Genomic DNA, 18,752 nt, shown 5'->3' with positions numbered 1-18,752 from the left:
GAGGAGACTTGCTGAGTGTTTAGCCGTATTGTAGTAACAATGATGTGTGTTGCAAGCCTTTCAGGTTGCGCGAGTTTTATTTCAAGCGGTACAGGTGCTGAGCCTGTCGGTGTTTCAAGCGGAACGCGTTCGCTTGGTCAGGTTTTTATCGATTCTTCAATTGAACGTACTGCAAAGATTAATCTTTATAAATTGGATGCACGTTTTAAGCAGTCGCGTGTCAATGTCAACAGTTTTCACAGTAACGTGTTGTTGACAGGCCAAGTTCCAGATGCACATTTAAAACAATTGGCTGAAGATAATGTCCGTGCAATGAGTGATGTAAAAACCATTCACAACTATATCACTGTTGGTAATCAAGTGAATTACACCACGATTATGCAGGATGCTACCGTGACGGCGAATACACGTGGTCTGATCATGCGTGCGCCTGTTGTGGCTGAAAGTAAAGTATTAGTCCATACAGAAGATGCTGTGATGTATGTGATGGGACGTTTAAATAACGCCGAAGAAAATGACTTGAATACGGTGCTTCAACAAGTAGGTAATGTCCAAAAAATTGTGACTTTGATTGATAATGTTGAACAACAAAGTACCGCAAATGGCATTCAATCTGCTTCTTTTACAACACCAATGGTCGGTGGGGCACAAACTCAACCTTTAGAGCAGACTCCAGTTGCCATTGATCCAGATGCAGTTGAGCCAAATGTCCAACCCTAAAATCAAAGTACTAAAAGAGCGATTAGGAAATAAATTCAAGCCTCAACTTGAGTTTGTTCAACGTAAAATTGAAAACTTTCGCCCTTACGATTTGGGTGGTTTAGCGATCAATGGTCTTACTCCAAAGAAAGGCTATCAGATTCGTCCTAACATTGCCTATGGACTAGAGCCACGTCAACAGTTGGATTTGTACGTTTCAGATCATGCTCAATCTAAGTCTCTGATTGTTTTTGTGCATGGTGGGGCATGGAGTCGTGGCGATAAGAGTTCTTATAAGTTTGTGGGGGAAGCTTTTACTCGTTTCGGACATGATGTAGCGGTCATTAACTACCATTTAGCCCCTGACCATATTTTTCCAAGCTATGTTGATGATTTGGTGGTTGCACTCAATTATCTAGATTCAAATCAAGATAGACTGGGTATATCGACGTCCAATATTATTATGATGGGACATTCAGCTGGGGCATTTAATATTGCATCACTGATTTATCATCCTAAAGCGGTTGAGTTTAAAAATAAGCAAAATATTAAAGCACTTATCGGGATTTCTGGACCTTATCATTTTGACTACAAAGGAGATGCTTTATCAGAGCATGCTTTTGACCAGACTGTTCATTATCAGCAAGTGATGCCGTATTATTTTGTTGATCAAAATCCGATTCAGCATTATCTATTATTGGCAGAGCAGGATAAATTGGTTAAGAACAGCAATACCTATGATTTAGAAAAGCAGTTAAAAGCTTGTGGAAATCACTGTGAAGTGATTACGATTCCCAAAACAGGACATGTTTCGATCATGGGCAGTATCTCGAGTTTATTTAGTCCATTCTTTAAAACCAGACAAACCATTTTAGATGCGATAGAGCAATCACTGAAATAAAAAAGCTTATAACAATAAAAAGAGAATCAGGTTGCAACGTGATTCTCTTTTTTTATTTTTACTCTTATTTGGGTTTTAATCTGAATGCATTGATGTGTTATGAATCACATGCTGAATCATGGCATGCGCGATACTACCTGCAAAGGGAATTTCAGGAAGTTGATCAAATTTGAAGAATTGTGCATCACTAATTTCTTCTTCTTGAAGATTGATTTCACCTGACGCATATTCAGCTTTAAATGCAATCATGAGGTTGCTTGGAAAAGGCCAAGGTTGGCTTGAAAGATATTGGATATTTTTCAGGTTTAGACCAATTTCTTCTGCTGTTTCACGCGCTACCGCTTCTTCAAGCGTTTCACCCACTTCTACAAATCCTGCAATCAATCCGTACATATTGGATTTATTTTTTGCATTTTTGGCCAATAATATTTCATTGTCACCACGTGTAATGACGGTAATTACACAAGGCTGAACACGAGGGTATTGATGATAACGACAGGCTGGACAAACCATCGCATATTCAGAAGTATGGACTTCAGTTTCAGCACCACAATGGCTACAGAATTTATGATTTCTACGCCATTCTAACAGTTGGATCGCACGACTAGCTTGCTCAAACTCATGTTTGGTCCATTGCGTGATCAACTGTCGAATCGGGACAAGCTGATAGCCTTCAGGAATCGCTTCTTCAATATGCAAATCTCGGGCGATGACTTGTTCATCCGAGATAAAATGCAGGTCGTCTGCAAGCTTTTCGACTTTTGGTAGTTGAAAATTTTCATCTACCAAAAGCTGTTGTTGCTTAAAGATATAAGCAATCGAGAGTTCTTTACACATTAAGCAGAGGCTTTTAAGTTTTGGCTACTAGTCAGGGCAATATCAAACATTTTTTGAATAATGGGTTGCTTATTCCGGATATTTTCAATCAGAATTTCTACACTTGCAAGTACATCGAGTAAGCGTTCAACTTGAGGTTTAGTCAGTGTTGACTCTTTCGCTATTTCGGCTTTCAAGAAGCTTTCACTATTGAGTAATGCAGTTTGACCATCTTTTGCGCTAAGGAAAAGTAATGCACCGCTAATTTCTTTAAATTGCGCTGGAATATTTTCAAGGCTCGTCGCTTGAGGATCTTGTAAATAATTCAACAGTATTGTGCTTGACTCTTCAACTAACGTTTTGGTTTGTGTTAATAATGCATCATGTGCTTCATCTAAACGATCTAATGAAATTTGCATGTTATTGACACGAAGCTGCAGGCGGCTAGAAGTAAAGTTACGCTCCAAAATGCCAATTGAATTCATTGCAGATAAAATACTATTCATCAATTGCTGTGCAAATTGTTGATTATTTTGCATATTGTCTTGCGTTAAATTTTCAGCTTGAATTTTCAATTCAACAAATGCTTCATTCAAATTCATCACTTTAAACACATTTGCTAAATTAAACAGTTTGGTTTTAATTTCAGCAATTTTGTCTTCTGGCATGTTTTGATAGTTAAATTCGATTTCATTACGAATTTGCGTCATCTCTTCAGTAATCAGTTTACTTGCGACATGTACAGTTTCAAAGTCAGGCCCAAATAAATGACGACTGAACACGTGAAGTTGTGAATCTGTAAGCAGGTCTTCACCAATATTGGCTTGCTCACGAATCTGATGTGCTTGATCATCATCTTGACTAATACAAATGCTCAATACGTTGGCTAAATCAATCAATTCAACATTGAAGTCATTTGGAGACTCGAAGAAGCTAGCAATATTAGTTTCAATACTAATCAATGTTCTTAAGCGTGCATCACTTAGCGCTAAATTTTCGATTTGATTAAATGCCACATGAACTAAGCCCCAATATTGTTGGCTTGGTTGCGCTTGAGATAAATGTGCGAGATAAATGCCGACAATTTTTAAAGCTTGCTGATCAAGTTCAGTTTCCTGCTGATGAAGAAACTTCTGCAAACTTAACTTATAAAGTTTATGAATAAAGATTGATTTTTCAAGTTCAGGGGCTTGAGGCAACGCAAAACGAGGTTCAATACATTCTAAAGAAGACAGAATAGGTTGACCTTCTGGCGTGACCGGTTTGCCTAATGCGATTTCAAGATTATTGATTGTGTCGAGTAAGAACTGGGGTACGCGGACTTCACGTAAACAAATAAACTCGATATAGCGGCGCAACATGGTCGTGCCTTCACTCAATGCAACTACATCTTGAGTCTTGATCTGACGTGGATTCAGCATGATTTTACGCATCAATTCGGCTGCATATTGCGTCAATTGAGACAAGTGTGGCATGTCAATGAGCATAAGAACTTGTGCACATTGCTCGAACTGAATTAGAGCATCATCAATACCGAAAGGCAGACTTTGATCTTCGACTAGACTATTAACAGCAGTTTCTACTTGTTGTATTGAATTATCGACTTCTTTTTTAATTATCAATAGTGCCGTAGGGTCAAAATGAATTGAGGTTTGGTAAGACATCTATCTGCACCTTTCCTAAGTATATATGAGTATATAAGTGTTCTAACTAGCCCCTAAAAGCGAGGCTAAATTGTTCTGTGTTTAATATAACTGAACTCAATATTGTTTACAAAAAATATCAAATCGAAACATGAATTTATTTTGCGAAAAAACAAGGTTCGCCATGTTTTTCTTGATATTGTTTGACCCAGTTCTCATGTTGTTCTAATTCATCTTCAGACGCCATAATCACGGGCAAATCAAATTCGATCTTAGCACGTTGAATAGATTGACTTGCAAAGTCTTGCTGAGCATTCGCACTATCCATATCAAAAGACACTTGACCACCGGTCATCGCCAGATATACGTCAGCGAGAATCTCGGCATCCAGTAATGCACCATGGAAAGTACGGTCTCGCTGAGCAATTTCATAACGGCGCACTAGAGCATCCAAAGAATTCTTCTGCCCCGGATGTTTAGACTTTGCCATCGCTAAGGTATCTGTGACTTCACAGACCTCTGACAGTGCCACAAAGCCTGCACGTTTAAACTCCATATCTAAGAAGTTCATATCGAAGCTGGCATTATGGGCAATGATTTCTGCACCTTTTAAATAATCAAACAGCACATCCGCAATTTCAGCATAAACAGGTTTATCTTTTAAAAACTCATCAGAAATACCATGGACGTTTTCAGAGTCGCCAACGGGTTTTTTCGGATTAATGTAAATATGAATCGAGCTACCTGTGAGTTTGCGATTGATCATCTCAAGCGCACCAACTTCAATGATTCGGTCAGTATCTTGATAATAGAAACCAGTCGTTTCAGTATCTAAGATCAATTGACGTGGTCCCTGCAGCTTTAATTTCGCAGGTGTAATCACAATATGTGGATGTTGCTTTGTCGTATTAGCGTTTGCATTTCCAACAGTCGGTGTTGAAGGATCAGCATCTTGAACGTCAGGAGTTATTAACTCAGTTTGAGCATTGCTCATCAACGAAGAGTGATCAGATTCATTGGATTGCTCTTGATCAAAAGCATCCTGATTTGGTGCAGTAGAATGGGAATGATGATTCATTGCCAAATTGTCAGGTTCTACTTCATCAAAGCCTTCTTCAGCTAAATCAAAGCCAAAAGGGTCATCTAAAAGCCAGTCACTTTCAACTTTTTTTTTAACTTCAATCTTTTTTTCAATGCATTGTTCTGATGGCTGAGTTTTTTCTTGAGTTGAAGCTTTAGAAAATTCACCATTTTTCATTTTTTCTAAAGTTTGATCTGCACCCAGATTGGCCAATTGATCCGCCATTTCATTCCCTGGGTGTCCAGCATGACCTTTGATCCAATTCCATTCGATGTCACGCCCTTGGCAGGTTGCATCCAGTTTTTTCCAAAGATCTGGGTTTTTAACATCTTTCCAGTTTTTCTTTTTCCACCCTTGAATCCATTCTGTGATGCCACGTTTAACATAGATCGAATCTGTCCAAACGATCAGTTTTGTATCAATAGGACAAAATGCAATGCCTTCAATGGCAGCCGTTAATTCCATGCGATTATTGGTTGATTCAGGTTCGCCACCACACAATTTATGTTCTTCATTTTCGGTAACGATATAGGCACCCCAACCACCCAAACCTGGGTTTCCACGGCATGCACCATCAACATAAAGGGTGATTTCAGACATAGTTTGAACCAATAAAAAAGAATAAAGAGTTGAACAACAACATTTAAGAATTTATTGTATACGCAAATGGGGATCATCAGTGCTTTAACTGAGTATTTTTTAATTTCTTGTAACATTTATCAATAATGAGGATGCATTTGTAGGGTTGTCTCTGACGGTGTGTTCTCTAAAATGTCCTTTATAAAATAAATCTATTATTCGTTTTTCGGAATTTGTATGTATAAACCAACCACCACAGCGTGGAAGCCACCTGTTAATCTATTCTTTAAATTATCTGTAATTGCATCTGCGGTGGCAGGTTTAGGTTTAACAACGGGGTGTTCATCTACACCTGCCAAAGCAAAAGTTCAAAAGTCCCAATCTGGGTTGCTCGATGCCAACAGTTTGGATTCACTTGAAGACTTACTTTCTGCCACTGACATGCGTGCAGTAGAAGGCGATCGCTTACTCATTTTAAAACATGGTGATGTGTGGAAGCGCATGACGGTTGGTTTTAAAATGGATGAGAATAAATGGGACCCTCGTATTGAAGCACAACGCGGTTGGTTTATTACGCGTCAGCCCTATATCGAACGTTTAAGTGCGCGTGCATCTCGTTATCTTTATCACACCGTTAAAGAAGCAGAACGCCGTGGATTACCAACAGAATTAGCCTTATTACCGGTCATTGAAAGTTCTTACGATCCCGCGGCAACCAGTAGTGCGGCGGCGGCGGGGATGTGGCAATTTATTCCAAGTACGGGGAAAATTTACGGTTTAAGACAAACCAGTATGTACGATGGTCGTCGTGACGTGGTTGAGTCGACGCGTGCTGCTTATGAGTTCTTAGGGAGTTTATATAATCAGTTTGGTTCTTGGGAATTGGCTTTAGCGGCATACAATGCAGGACCAGGGCGTATTCAACAGGCGATTAACCGTAACCGTGCTGCGGGTCTACCTACAGATTACTGGTCTTTAAAATTACCGCAAGAAACCATGAATTATGTGCCACGGTTCATGGCAGTAGCACAAATCATTAAATCTCCGCATAAATATGGTGTGAACTTACCGCCCATTGCGAACCGCCCACACTTTCGAGAGGTGACTGTTCCTGCAGGCGCGAGTTTGAATGAAATTGCGTCTATTACAGGATTAAGTCGTGCCGAATTGTATCAATTAAACCCGGGACATCGTGGTGATATCGTCGATGCATCGAGCACAATGCGTATCTTGATTCCTGCGGATTTAAATCCGAATATTGATGCGCGACTTAAATCACTTAAGCCATCTGGTGGAAGTTATTGGGCCGGTGGAACATCGCCATCATCAAATGCAGTGACCACTAAAACATCGACAACGCCGATGGTCACTTCGACGAATATACCACCAGCATTGAATCAACCTTCACAGAACTATTCTGCACAAAGTAAAGCTCAAACTACAACGTCAACAGTAACAACGACGCCAGCAATTCAGTCTAAACCTCAAACTAAGCCCACTGAAACCATACGAACTACTGAATCTCCAGCGACTGTAGCTACGGCGGTTAAGAGTCCAAATACGTCATCTACAGCAATAACTGTGAGTAAAACGCCAACAGGTTCTGATGCTTTGGCAGCTTTTGCATCATCTGCTGTTTTACCGAGTGCACCACGTATTCCAGTTGCAATTACCCCTGCAGTGAATGTGAAACCCGTATTGGTAGAACCGCCTATTTCTGCGGAGGAGCGTGAAAAGATTTTAGGTGCGCTACCTGCACAGCCGAATTTAACAGCTGAACAAAATATTGAAAAAGCGGTTGAACCAGAAGCAACTCAAGCTGAAAAAGATGAAGTGGTCAAAGAGCTGACAGCACTTGCGCCTAAAGGTACCGAAGTGGTAGATCCGCTTGATGGCAAAATTAAACTTACAGCGATTCAGACCAGTCAGTCCGTTGCTGCTGAACAAGGAACTGAGGTAAAAGTTGGTTTCGCATATCCTAAGTCCGTTGCTGAAAATACATCAGCCTCTTCGGAAGAAGCGAAATTAAATCAAAATAAAAATTTCGAAAAAACTGAAAGTGAAGTCATCGTTACGCCTCCGAAAGGAAAACGCAGTACCTACACGGTTTTACCGGGCGATACTTTAGCTGTCATTGCAATGAAAAATGGCGTTAATTGGCGTGATATTGCTAAATGGAACCAAGTCGACCCAAATGGAACATTATTTGTTGGAACAACACTCTACCTGTATGACGCAAAACCACAAGCTCAAGAGTCCAAAGTAGTCGAGAAGAACGCTGAGGATAAAGCTAAGACTTATGTGGTAAAGCCAAATGATAATTTAACTGGGTTAGCCAATCAGTTTGATCTGTCCGTTCACGATTTAGCTGAATGGAATGGTTTAAACAGCAACAGTAATCTGTTTGTGGGGCAAACATTAACCTTAGTGGAAAAGAAAGGTTCAACGACTAAAACTCCAGTTGCGTCTTCTAAGGCTCAATCTAACGCTAAAACAGCCGAATCATCGAGTTCAATTGCTTCTAAGATCAAAACTCAACCTTATGTGGTAAAGCGAGGCGAATATCTCAAGCTGATTGCGGATCGTTATGCGTTATCGAATCAAGAGTTAGCTTCGTTAACAGAAGGTTTAAAAGCAGACACGTTCCTCATCGCGGGTCAACGTATCAATGTGCCTGTAGATCAGCTTTCAGATGTAAAGGCAAACGCAGATAAAAATACGCGTAACCAAATCGAGAAGGTGAAGGTACAGCCAGCTTACAAGACTGAAAATTATCGAGTTCAAAGCGGGGAAAGCTTATACAGCATCGCGATGAAATCGGATATCACCTTAAATGAGCTTGTTGAGCTAAACGACTTACAAGCAAATAAAGCGTTATTTGCAGGTCAAACCATCAAAGTGCCTGTCAGCAATAAAGTGCCTGATAGCTATACGGTTCAATCGGGTGATAGCTTGCACGCTATTGCAAGTAAATATAATTTAGGTCTCGTACACGTTGCAGAGTTGAACGGTTTAAAACCTTCAGCAGGTTTATATGTCGGACAAAAGTTAAAATTAGCAGGAGCTCCTGAAACAACCAAAGCAGTTGCTGAGCGAAGTTCAAAGTCCGAAGTAAAATCGACAAAATCTTCAAGTAAATCAACTGAAGTGGTTTCAGAGATTTATGCTGTACGTTCAGGTGAAACTTTAGCTTCGATTGCCCGTAAATTTGGTATGCAACTGGATGACTTGCTTGAGTTAAATGACCTCAATCGACAATCGACCATTCGTGTGGGACAGCGTTTAAAAGTCATTGGTGAAGATGCATCCTCCAATGATCATTCATCTAAACCGAATAGAACATCTGCTGTAACTAAGTCATCAACTATGAGTAGTAGAGCTACAGAATCATATACCGTTAAATCAGGTGAGTCTCTCAATGTAATTGCGAGTCGTATGGGAATTACGGCAAAAGAATTAGCAGATTTAAATAACATGAATACTCGTGCAGGCTTGAAACGTGGTCAAACTTTACAAGTGCCGAAATTGGTCACTGAATATAAAGTGCGTAGCGGCGATTCGATGATTCGTCTGGCCAATCGATTTGGGGTTGAAACTGATCAATTGGCGGAGATGAATGATTTAAAACCTCATGCAACGCTACAAGTTGGTGATATTCTCAAAGTTCCCAACTTTTAGTATTTGCTTGAGCAATTAAGGATTCAGCGCAAGGATGCAACCGCTTATTAAAATGTCAAGAATGACAATTCTTGCCGTTGTTTGCTTCAGTTCCATCAATGTCGTTTGGGCAGAAGTCCAAACGACGCCTTATATTTCGCTTTATGCCACGCCAAAATATGCCAATGCTAAAAGTATGCCTTATGCAAATCCAGATGCACCTAAAGGAGGGCTGATCAGTTATTCAGCCAATGGGACATTTGATAATTTAAATAGCATGAACGGCAAAGGCACGGAGGTAGATGGCGTCAGCTATTTATTTGATACCTTGATGGGGAGTTCGCTTGATGAACCGAGTGTACTTTATCCATTGTTGGCTGAGAAAGTCACTTTTGATCCCAAGAAAACACAGTATGTAATTTTCCAACTCAATCCCAAAGCCAAATTCAGTAATGGTAGCAGCGTGACAGCTGAAGATGTCAAGTTTAGCTTTGATGTATTTCAAACCAAGAGTAATCCGGGTTTGCAAATGTATTTATCAGATTTAGCGAAGACAGAAGTTTTATCTAAACACCGTGTCAAAATGACATTTAAATCGAATAACAATACTGAAATGCCGACGATTCTGGCGCAGATGCCAATTTATTCAAAAGCAGATTGGAAAAATAGAGATTTCACTAAAATTACTTTGCAACCGATCATAGGCTCTGGTCCTTATACGATTGATAAGATTGATGCTGGGCGAAGTATCACTTATAAGCGAAATCCAAATTATTGGGCGAAAGATTTGCCACTCAACCGCGGTCGTTATAATTTCAATCAGATTAAATACATTTATTACCGCAATATGGATATTGCTTTTGAGGGATTCAAATCTGGACAATTCACTTTTCATGAAGAAAAGAAAGCCAGAACGTGGGTCACTGGATATAATTTTCCGGCTATAAAATCAGGAATGGTGAAGAAATATATTTCATCGCCTGAAACGCCAGCACCGACTCAAAGTTTTGTTTTCAACACCCGAAAAGCGCCGTTCAATAATATTTATTTTCGTCAAGCATTAACCTATGCCTATGACTTTGAGTGGCTGAATAAGGCGTTGTTCTATGGTCAGTATCAGCGATTACAAAGTCATTTTTCTAATAGCGAACTTGAGCCTAAAGGTTCACCAAGCTCAGCGGAACTCAAAATACTGCAAAACTATTTACCCAAGTTACATCCTCTACAAAGACAAGGGGCTGTAGCCAATTGGAAGTTTCCGGTTTCTGATGCCAGTGGATTTAACCGTCAAGGTTTAATACAAGCACGCTCAATTTTGTTAAAAGCAGGTTATCGCTTTAAAAATGGAAAATTGCATGATCAGCGTGGTCAACCGATGCAATTTGAGCTGTTGATTCATCAGGATGGTTTACAACGAGCAATTTTACCCTTTATTCGAAATGTCAAAAAACTGGGTATTGATGTTCAAATCAGGCAAGTCGATGTACCGCAGTATTTAGAACGTATGCGCCGTTCAGACTTTGATATGACCACCATGGTGATGCCACAGTCTTTAACGCCGGGCAATGAACAAGCACAGTTTTGGAGTAGTAAAGCGGCGGATGAAGAGGGCAATTACAATTTCTCAGGCATCAAAAATCCAGTGATTGATGATGCTGTTCAACAAGTCATTCGCGCACCGAATCGTGAACAACTCATTATCAGAACCAAAGTGTTAGATCGATTGTTACGCGCAGGCTATTATCAAATCTTGACCTATGGCAATAATAAAAATTGGTATGCCTATTGGAATATGTATAAACAGCCGAGTGTGAAACCTAAGTTGGCATTAGGTGAACAATATTGGTGGGTGGATCAAAACGAAGCCCGAAAAGTTGCTCAATATTTACGTCGCCAATAAGACGTAATTAAAAAGGAATTGCGTAAATATGGGCATGTATATTTTAAAGCGCTTGTTATTGATTATTCCCACGCTGTTTTTGATTCTGTTAATCAATTTCGTTGTCATTCAACTTGCACCTGGTGGCCCTGTTGAACAAGCGATCCAACAAGCTGAAAATTTCCAAGGTGTGGGTGTGGCTACAGGTGGTGGAGAAGCTGGCTCTACAGGGACCAATGTAGGCGCACAGTATCAAGGTGCGCGAGGATTGAGCGAAGAAATGATCGCAAAAATCGAAGCACAATATGGCTTTGATCGACCTGCTCATGAACGATTTTGGTTGATGCTCAAAGGCTATGCCAGTTTTGATTTTGGTACCAGTTTCTTTAAAGATAAACCTGTCACTCAACTGCTATGGGAAAAAATGCCAGTGACCATTTCACTGGGACTTTGGAGTACTTTACTGATTTATCTGGTGTCGATTCCTTTAGGGATTAAAAAAGCTCGTCAACATGGTTTGTTTTTTGATAAATCAACCTCTCTGCTTTTGGCCGTGGGTTATGCCGTTCCATCCTTTGTTTTTGCAATTTTGCTTATCGTGTTCTTTGCAGGCGGATCTTATTTTCAATGGTTCCCACTACAAGGTTTAGTCTCTGAAAACTTTGCACAACTCAGCTTGTTTGGAAAAGTTACCGACTACTTTTGGCATATGGCTCTACCACTGACCGCATTGGTTTTAGGTGGATTTGCAGGTTTGACCTATCTAACGAAGTATTCGTTTATGGAAGAACTGAACAAGCAATACGTGCTAGCGGCACGTGCAAAAGGACTGAGTGAAAATCGAGTGCTCTACGGTCATGTATTTCGTAATGCGATGTTAATTGTGATTGCCGGTTTACCTGAGGCATTGGTTGGAATTTTCTTTGTCGGTAATTTATTTATCGAAATTATTTTTAATCTCGATGGTATTGGTTTGCTCGGGTTTGAAGCGATTCAACAACGTGATTATCCTGTGATTTTTGGCACATTGTTTATTTTCACTTTGCTTGGCTTAGTGCTTCGTCTCATTAGTGATGTGCTGTATCAAGTGATTGATCCTCGGATTAATTTTGATTCGAGAGGAGCAAAATAATGTCTCCAATCATGCGTGAGCGTTTCAATCGTTTTAAAGCCAATCGTTTAGGATTTGGTTGTTTTATTTTATTCTCCATTATTTTTATAGCATCACTATTCGCTGAATTTATTGCGAACGATAAACCAATCGTGGTGCAGTATGATCAACAGCTGTATTTTCCTGTTTTTAAAACCTATGCTGAAACTGAATTTGGTGGGGTCTTCGAAACGGAAGCGGATTATCGTGACCCTGTAGTAGAACAGATGATTGAGGATAACGGTTGGGCAATTTGGCCGATCAGTCGTTATTCCTATCAAACCCCAAATTTTGATTTGACTGTGCCAGTACCATCACCCCCAACTGCACAAAATTGGTTGGGTACAGATGACCAAGGACGAGATGTTTTGGCTCGAATTCTTTATGGATTACGTGTTTCACTGTTATTTGGTTTAGCGCTGACTTTATTGGCCTCTGTGATTGGAATTATTGTGGGTGCAATACAAGGCTACTATGGTGGGTGGATTGATTTAATCGGTCAGCGGATTTTGGAAGTGTGGGGTGGGTTACCGACATTGTTCATGGTGATGATTTTAGTGAGTATGTTCACTCCAAGCGTGTATTGGCTGTTCTTTATTATGCTGTTATTTGGATGGACAGCATTGGTTGGTTTGGTTCGTGCAGAGTTTTTAAGAGCACGTAATTTGGATTATGTTCGAGCCGCTCGATCCTTAGGTGTAAAAGACGCTACGATTATTTTTAGGCATATATTGCCCAATGCCATGAGTTCAACGTTGTCTCAATTACCTTTTATGCTTACCGCCAATATTACAGCTTTGACTGCACTTGATTTTCTCGGCTACGGATTACCGCCTGATGCAGCATCTTTAGGGGAGCTATTGCTTCAAGGGAAAAATAATTTAAGCGCACCGTGGTTGGCTTTATCGGGATTCTTTAGCTTAGCCATCGTCCTTTCATTACTGATTTATATTGGGGAGGCGACGCGAGATGCATTCGATTCAAGACAAAATTAAACCCTTGCTAAGTGTTCATCATCTTCAAATTAAAAATCAGCAACAGGTTTTGGTAGAAGATCTGAGCTTTGAGCTCAAACAAGGTGAAACGCTTGCGATTGTCGGTGAGAGTGGTTCGGGAAAGTCGATTAGTAGTTTGGCTTTACTTGGTTTATTGCCGCAAAACTTACAGATTTCAGGTGAAGCCTTATTTCAAAATAAAAATCTACTCACCTTAAATCAACAGGCACTTCAAGCTATTAGTGGTCAACATATTGCCATGATCTTTCAAGAGCCGATGACCGCACTTAATCCATTGCATCATGTTGAAAAAATCATCGGTGAACCTTTATTGCTCAAAGGGTATAGCAAGCAAGAGGTTCGCATTAAAACCATTCAATTGCTACATGATGTCGGTTTGAGTGATGCTGAAGAAAAGCTCAGACGTTATCCGCATGAGTTGTCGGGTGGTCAGCGTCAACGTGTCATGATTGCAGCAGCACTGGCACTAGAGCCTGATATATTGATTGCAGATGAGCCGACGACGGCATTGGACGTAACTTTACAAGCTCAGGTGCTTGATCTACTTAAGTCGCTCATTCAAAAACGAAATATGGCGATGATTCTGATCAGCCATGATCTTAACTTGGTTCGCCATTATGCACAGCATGTGATTGTGATGCATCAGGGACTTGTTGTAGAGCAAGGCGAAGTCGAAACAGTCTTTACCCAGCCAAAAGCCAGTTATACCCAGCATTTATTGGATCATGATTTTGGAACTGCAAATTTAGCGTTCAACAACAGTCAGGAAATTTTAGCGTTAAAGCAGGTTGCGGTTAAATTTCCCATTAAGCAGGGTTTACTCAACCGTGTGAAAGATTATTTTATCGCTGTTGAAGCATTGGATCTCAACATTCTCAAAGGTGAATCGATTGGTGTGGTCGGAGAAAGTGGTTCGGGTAAAACGTCTTTAGCGCTCGCAATCGCACGATTAATTGAAAGCGATGGCAATATTGTTTTACTAGGAAATGATCTCAATCAATTGAATGAAAACAAGCTTCGACCCTTACGCAGTGATTTTCAAATTGTCTTTCAAGATCCCTTTAGTAGTTTAAATCCGAGAATGAATGTCGAGCGGATTATAGGTGAGGGATTGGGAATTAAAAAAGTTCCTGCATCAAAAATCATTGAGTTGATTGATGAGTCATTAACGCGTGTAGGATTACCCACACATTTTAAATCTCGCTATCCCCATGAGCTTTCAGGTGGTCAACGTCAACGTGTGGCATTGGCACGAGCATTGATTTTGAAACCTAAACTCATCATTTTGGATGAACCGACTTCTGCGCTTGATCGAACAACACAACGTTCTATCGTAAAGTTATTGAGACAGTTACAGCTTGAAGATGCACTCAGTTATTTATTCATTAGTCATGATTTGCATGTGGTGAGGGCGCTTTGTCAAAAGATTTTAGTGCTCAAAAATGCCAGAGTAATCGAGTTTCAAGACACAGAACAATTATTTATGCATCCACAAAATGAATATACAAAAAACCTGATTAAGGCGAGCCAATATTCATCTTAATCAAATTGACATTGTATATTGTCAAATTTACACTCAAACTCATAATTTATTTCATTGATTAAAATAAGAGATCGCCAGCATGAACCAGATTGCAGAACAGATTCAGATTCGAAAGACCACATTTAAAAATCGCGTGATTAAAGGTGCAATGAGCGAAGCACTGGCGAATGTCGCAGGTGAACCGAATCATCTTCATTTGGGTTTATATGAAGCATGGGCAAAAGGTGGTTTAGGCTGTGCAATCACGGGTAATGTCATGGTTGATGCACGTGCCAAGAATGAACCAGGTGTGGTGATTATCGAGACTGAGCGTGATTTGGCAAAGCTGAAGCAATGGGCGGATCTGGGTAAGCAACATGGGATGGTGCAGTTGATTCAGTTGTCACATCCTGGTCGTCAATGCCCTAAAGGATTGAATAAGGAAACAGTCGCACCTTCGGCTGTGCCTTTTAGTGCAATGTTGGCAACCACATTTGCGACACCACGTGCATTGCATGAAGATGAAATTTTAGATTTGATCCAACGCTTTGCAACCTCTGCTGCGATTTGTGAAAAAGCAGGTTTTGAAGGAGTGCAATTGCATGGTGCACATGGTTACTTGATCAGCGAATTTTTGTCACCAATCACCAATAAGCGTACGGATCAATGGGGTGGGTCCATTGAAAATCGTACACGCTTCCTGTTAGAAATTTATAAGGCTGTCCGTGCGGCAACGTCTGATGATTTTATTATTTCAGTGAAACTCAACTCTGCGGATTTTCAGCGTGGTGGGATTACTGAGGAAGAAGTCATTTCTGTCTTTAAAGCGATAGATGCAGCTGGGATTGATCTGATTGAAATCTCAGGTGGCACATATGAAGCGCCTGCAATGGCGGGTGCAAAATCCAGTCAGCGCAAAGAAAGCACCATTGCACGTGAAGCGTATTTCTTAGATTTTGCTGAGAAAATTCGTAAAGAAGTAAAATGTAAACTGATGGTGACAGGTGGATTCCGCACAGTCAAAGGTATGAATGCAGCGCTTGAAAGCGGTGCTTGTGATTTTATTGGGATCGCACGTCCGCTTGCGGTTGAGACGGATTTAACGAATCGTTTGATCGCAGGTCAGAATGTTAAATATGCAGTCAGCCCAATTAAAACAGGGATTCCATTTGTCGACAAAATGGCGATTATGGAAATTATTTGGTATGCAGCACAGTTTAAGGCGATTGGTGAGGGTAAAGCACCGAATCCTAAATTGTCGCCTTTAAAAGTATTCTTAAATTATGCCAAAGGAAATATTAAAGCCATCATTCAAGGTAAAGTGAATTCACGTAAAAGTTCTTAACATTAAAGATTCACTTTTGATAAGTGTTGTAAATTAATTGAAATAGTCCAAATTTGAGCGTAATTTTTATCACTGTTTAATTTGGACAATTTTTTTTATCAACTTTTGTTGTGTAGCTCTTGTTATGTCGCTCTAAAATATTCCAATATCCCTTAAATGTGGATTCAGACCATTGTCCTTTTTGTAAAGCATTTTGAAAGGCAGGTCTGCTTTCTAAATCTTGAAGATAACGCTGAATATTTGGATAAGTCTTAAATTTACGATTTGTCTCGACACAAGCTCTCAGCGGGAACCATAAAACAATATCTGCAAGCGTGAATATCGAACCTGTGATCCATTGTCGCTGACTGAGTTGAGTTTCAATCGCTTTCATTTGTGCTTCTAGGGCATGATTCAAATAACCTTTGTCAAAACCGTATTTAAACAAAATCGAAATAGGTTTAACGATCCAAGGGGTTTGATTGACAATCTGAGCAAAAATTTGTTTTAAAGCTAGATTGGGCATAAAACTGGATTCAGCAAAATTTTTCCAATAGAAGAAATCAATATGTTCTGCATCCGTTAAATTACCCCATCCAAATTTTTGATATTTATGACTGAGATAATCCGCAATTGCAGTTGTTTCACTCAGGAGAATATCTTTCTGAGCTTGGCTTTGGATACGCAGTAATGGAAATTTAGGATTGGGGCATAGCATTTTTAAATTTTGATAAGCTATATTGTTTTTATTGACTTTGCATATTTCTAATTGGTATTGAAGTTCAAGTTCTTCCATAAGCCAAATGATGCGCTGAGATCGAGAGTTGGCTAAATGGTAAAGTGTAAATGTTGTCATTGAAGCAGCCGATTTATTAAAAATTATCCATGAGTTTTATCACGTTTTCATGGGTTTAAGTTGTTTTTGTAAAAGCTTAATTTTCTAAAGTTTTAATATTTTAACTTTTAGATTTTAAATTTCTCATGAGTCGATTGGACTATTCATTCAAGTCGATTTATTGGGTTGAATGATATAGTGTGAGACAAGGCTAAAAAGAGAAAAATAACCATGATTCAACTTCCCTATAAGCGTTTGGTTTTTACGGTATTGATGAGCTGCCTATCAAATAAGGCCATTTTTGCTCAAGACTTTCAAACGGGTGACATTATTTTTCATACTTCTAAGTCTTCTCAAAGTATCGTGATTCAAAAAGTGATGTGTGCTGATAAAAACGGAGGCTTTCACTTGGTAAACTAGACATACTCATCAGGAGTTTACCATGAGCAAAAAACAAAAGATTTATACAGCAGAATTCAAAGCTGAAGCAATCAAAGCGATTGAATCAAATCAAGGCAATGTCTCTGAAACTGCTCGACAGCTTGGTATTTCCATGCAAACCCTTTCAAATTGGTACAACAAAGCAAAGGTTGGGACATTAGAAGGAACACAACAATATTTGCCCGATCTCGTTGCTCTACTCGAAGAAAATAAGAAACTCAAACAACAACTCAAAACTGCGGAAATGGAAAAAGAATTTCTAAAAAAAGCGGCAGCGTACTTTGCCAAAGAAAGTCAGTGAGGTACGCTTATATGAAAGAGCACAAAAACACATACCCAACCACGATGATGGCTAGATTGCTAAATGTCTCAGTATCAAGGTTTTATGATTGGCTTAAACAAGGTTTAAGCCAACGAAAGATTCTAAGCAATCAGCAGACAATATTGGTCAAAATCGCCCATCAAAAGACCAATGAAAGTTACGGTTATATTCGGCTGACCAAGTATTTACAGGCTCAAGGTATCCAAATTAGCCAGTATGCTGTGCGTTGCATTAAACAGCAGAATCATCTGTACTGTAAGCGCCATAAGCGTTTTAAAAGAACAACGAATAGCGACCACAATCGTTCTATTTATAATAATTTGTTAGAGCAAAACTTTGCAGTAACTGCTCCAAATGTTGCGTGGGTAAGTGACATTACATATGTATGGACAGCTGAAGGATGGCTGTATCTAGCTGCTTTAAAAGACCTTTGTAGCAAACAAGTGGTTGGCTATAGCTTAAGTGAACGGATGACATCACAGCTTGTTTGCAACGCACTTAGCATGGCTATCCGCAATCATAAACCCTCTCGAAACTTAATCGTTCACTCAGACAGAGGAAGCCAATATTGCAGTAAAGAATATCGGAATATGCTTGAAAAATATGGTTTCGAAGGCTCAATGAGTAAAAAAGGAGATTGTTACGATAATGCGCCGATTGAAAGCTTTTGGGGAATATTAAAGAACGAACTTGTACATCATCGCAATTATAAAACAAGGGAGGAAGCTAAGGCTGATATTACAAAATATATAGAGTTATTTTATAATCAGCAGAGAATTCAGAAAGGATTGGATTTTAAGACACCAAATCAAATGGCAGAGGACTTTTACAAGTTGGCTGCCTAGAATCTCCCAAGTTAAAGCCTCCTGTTAATTCAGCATACATCA

Annotated in this window: 14 protein-coding genes; 10 read left to right on the top strand and 4 right to left on the bottom strand. The window is 39.7% G+C overall.

Annotated features, from left to right (window positions below; translation table 11 throughout):
* Nucleotides 1-15 precede the first annotated feature (15 nt).
* Together AC5YCE_RS10125 and AC5YCE_RS10120 are read left to right on the top strand one after the other, a co-directional pair.
* A complete protein-coding gene (locus AC5YCE_RS10125; protein WP_496125108.1) occupies nucleotides 16-720 on the top strand; it encodes a BON domain-containing protein in 705 nt (234 codons plus the stop codon).
* On the top strand, nucleotides 707-1,600 hold the full coding sequence (locus AC5YCE_RS10120) for an alpha/beta hydrolase (RefSeq protein WP_496171961.1): 894 nt from the start codon (nucleotides 707-709) through the stop codon (nucleotides 1,598-1,600). Before AC5YCE_RS10125 ends, AC5YCE_RS10120 begins: the two co-directional genes overlap by 14 nt.
* 75 nt (nucleotides 1,601-1,675) lie before the next feature.
* On the opposite strand, the gene nudC is transcribed toward AC5YCE_RS10120, so the two are convergent.
* From nudC to dnaQ, 3 genes are all read right to left on the bottom strand, one after another.
* Nucleotides 1,676-2,437, bottom strand: a complete 762-nt coding sequence (gene nudC / locus AC5YCE_RS10115) for an NAD(+) diphosphatase (RefSeq protein ID WP_496171960.1) — start codon at nucleotides 2,435-2,437, stop codon at nucleotides 1,676-1,678.
* The gene (locus tag AC5YCE_RS10110) at nucleotides 2,437-4,080 is read right to left on the bottom strand and encodes a chemotaxis protein (RefSeq protein ID WP_496125105.1); all 1,644 of its coding nucleotides are present in this window, start codon (nucleotides 4,078-4,080) and stop codon (nucleotides 2,437-2,439) included. Before AC5YCE_RS10110 ends, nudC begins: the two co-directional genes overlap by 1 nt.
* A 136-nt stretch (nucleotides 4,081-4,216) precedes the next feature.
* Nucleotides 4,217-5,740 (bottom strand): DNA polymerase III subunit epsilon, encoded by a 1,524-nt coding sequence (dnaQ, locus tag AC5YCE_RS10105; RefSeq protein WP_496171959.1) that lies wholly within the window; start codon nucleotides 5,738-5,740, stop codon nucleotides 4,217-4,219.
* 216 nt (nucleotides 5,741-5,956) lie between these two features.
* Here dnaQ and AC5YCE_RS10100 point away from each other — a divergent pair, with 216 nt between their 5' ends.
* The 6 genes from AC5YCE_RS10100 to AC5YCE_RS10075 all read left to right on the top strand — a co-directional run bounded on the left by AC5YCE_RS10100 (nucleotide 5,957) and on the right by AC5YCE_RS10075 (nucleotide 16,288).
* On the top strand, nucleotides 5,957-9,397 hold the full coding sequence (locus tag AC5YCE_RS10100; protein ID WP_496171958.1) for a lytic transglycosylase: 3,441 nt from the start codon (nucleotides 5,957-5,959) through the stop codon (nucleotides 9,395-9,397).
* 52 nt (nucleotides 9,398-9,449) lie between these two features.
* Complete coding sequence (locus tag AC5YCE_RS10095; protein WP_496171982.1) at nucleotides 9,450-11,276, top strand: extracellular solute-binding protein; 1,827 nt, start codon at nucleotides 9,450-9,452, stop codon at nucleotides 11,274-11,276.
* A 28-nt stretch (nucleotides 11,277-11,304) separates the two neighbouring features.
* Nucleotides 11,305-12,387 carry a microcin C ABC transporter permease YejB gene (locus AC5YCE_RS10090; protein WP_496171957.1) on the top strand — a complete coding sequence of 361 codons (1,083 nt, stop codon included), beginning with the start codon at nucleotides 11,305-11,307 and terminating at the stop codon, nucleotides 12,385-12,387.
* A complete protein-coding gene (locus tag AC5YCE_RS10085) occupies nucleotides 12,387-13,400 on the top strand; it encodes an ABC transporter permease (RefSeq protein ID WP_496171956.1) in 1,014 nt (337 codons plus the stop codon). Before AC5YCE_RS10090 ends, AC5YCE_RS10085 begins: the two co-directional genes overlap by 1 nt.
* Nucleotides 13,375-14,964 (top strand): ABC transporter ATP-binding protein, encoded by a 1,590-nt coding sequence (locus tag AC5YCE_RS10080; protein ID WP_496171955.1) that lies wholly within the window; start codon nucleotides 13,375-13,377, stop codon nucleotides 14,962-14,964. Before AC5YCE_RS10085 ends, AC5YCE_RS10080 begins: the two co-directional genes overlap by 26 nt.
* Before the next feature lie 79 nt (nucleotides 14,965-15,043).
* Entirely contained in the window at nucleotides 15,044-16,288 is a 1,245-nt protein-coding gene (locus AC5YCE_RS10075; RefSeq protein ID WP_496171954.1) for an NADH:flavin oxidoreductase/NADH oxidase family protein, read from the top strand.
* Nucleotides 16,289-16,364: 76 nt separating this feature from the next.
* Here the strand turns inward: AC5YCE_RS10075 and AC5YCE_RS10070 are convergent, their stop codons facing one another.
* The gene (locus AC5YCE_RS10070; RefSeq protein WP_496171953.1) at nucleotides 16,365-17,123 is read right to left on the bottom strand and encodes a glutathione S-transferase; all 759 of its coding nucleotides are present in this window, start codon (nucleotides 17,121-17,123) and stop codon (nucleotides 16,365-16,367) included.
* A gap of 210 nt (nucleotides 17,124-17,333) precedes the next feature.
* Between AC5YCE_RS10070 and AC5YCE_RS10065 the strand changes: the two genes are divergently transcribed.
* Together AC5YCE_RS10065 and AC5YCE_RS10060 are read left to right on the top strand one after the other, a co-directional pair.
* Complete coding sequence (locus AC5YCE_RS10065; RefSeq protein ID WP_496171952.1) at nucleotides 17,334-17,522, top strand: hypothetical protein; 189 nt, start codon at nucleotides 17,334-17,336, stop codon at nucleotides 17,520-17,522.
* Between the two features lie 22 nt (nucleotides 17,523-17,544).
* Nucleotides 17,545-18,710, top strand: a protein-coding gene (locus AC5YCE_RS10060; protein ID WP_496171372.1) for an IS3 family transposase whose coding sequence is annotated in 2 segments (ribosomal slippage) — nucleotides 17,545-17,812 and nucleotides 17,812-18,710 — 1,167 coding nt in all. Because the reading frame shifts where the segments join, the coding sequence is not laid out codon by codon here.
* Nucleotides 18,711-18,752 lie beyond the last annotated feature (42 nt).

The organism is Acinetobacter sp. CY79, from assembly GCF_059515845.1.
This window is presented reverse-complemented; position numbering and strand designations above follow the sequence as displayed.

Bases quoted from the DNA above. Each gene is read 5' to 3' on its own strand.
- AC5YCE_RS10075 (WP_496171954.1), top strand. From the start codon at position 15,044: ATGAACCAGATTGCAGAACAGATTCAGATTCGAAAGACCACATTTAAA.
- AC5YCE_RS10120 (WP_496171961.1), top strand. From the start codon at position 707: ATGTCCAACCCTAAAATCAAAGTACTAAAAGAGCGATTAGGAAATAAA.
- AC5YCE_RS10080 (WP_496171955.1), top strand. From the start codon at position 13,375: ATGCATTCGATTCAAGACAAAATTAAACCCTTGCTAAGTGTTCATCAT.
- AC5YCE_RS10070 (WP_496171953.1), bottom strand. From the start codon at position 17,123: ATGACAACATTTACACTTTACCATTTAGCCAACTCTCGATCTCAGCGC.
- AC5YCE_RS10110 (WP_496125105.1), bottom strand. From the start codon at position 4,080: ATGTCTTACCAAACCTCAATTCATTTTGACCCTACGGCACTATTGATA.
- AC5YCE_RS10065 (WP_496171952.1), top strand. From the start codon at position 17,334: ATGATTCAACTTCCCTATAAGCGTTTGGTTTTTACGGTATTGATGAGC.
- nudC (WP_496171960.1), bottom strand. From the start codon at position 2,437: ATGTGTAAAGAACTCTCGATTGCTTATATCTTTAAGCAACAACAGCTT.
- AC5YCE_RS10095 (WP_496171982.1), top strand. From the start codon at position 9,450: ATGTCAAGAATGACAATTCTTGCCGTTGTTTGCTTCAGTTCCATCAAT.
- AC5YCE_RS10090 (WP_496171957.1), top strand. From the start codon at position 11,305: ATGGGCATGTATATTTTAAAGCGCTTGTTATTGATTATTCCCACGCTG.
- AC5YCE_RS10100 (WP_496171958.1), top strand. From the start codon at position 5,957: ATGTATAAACCAACCACCACAGCGTGGAAGCCACCTGTTAATCTATTC.
- AC5YCE_RS10085 (WP_496171956.1), top strand. From the start codon at position 12,387: ATGTCTCCAATCATGCGTGAGCGTTTCAATCGTTTTAAAGCCAATCGT.
- dnaQ (WP_496171959.1), bottom strand. From the start codon at position 5,740: ATGTCTGAAATCACCCTTTATGTTGATGGTGCATGCCGTGGAAACCCA.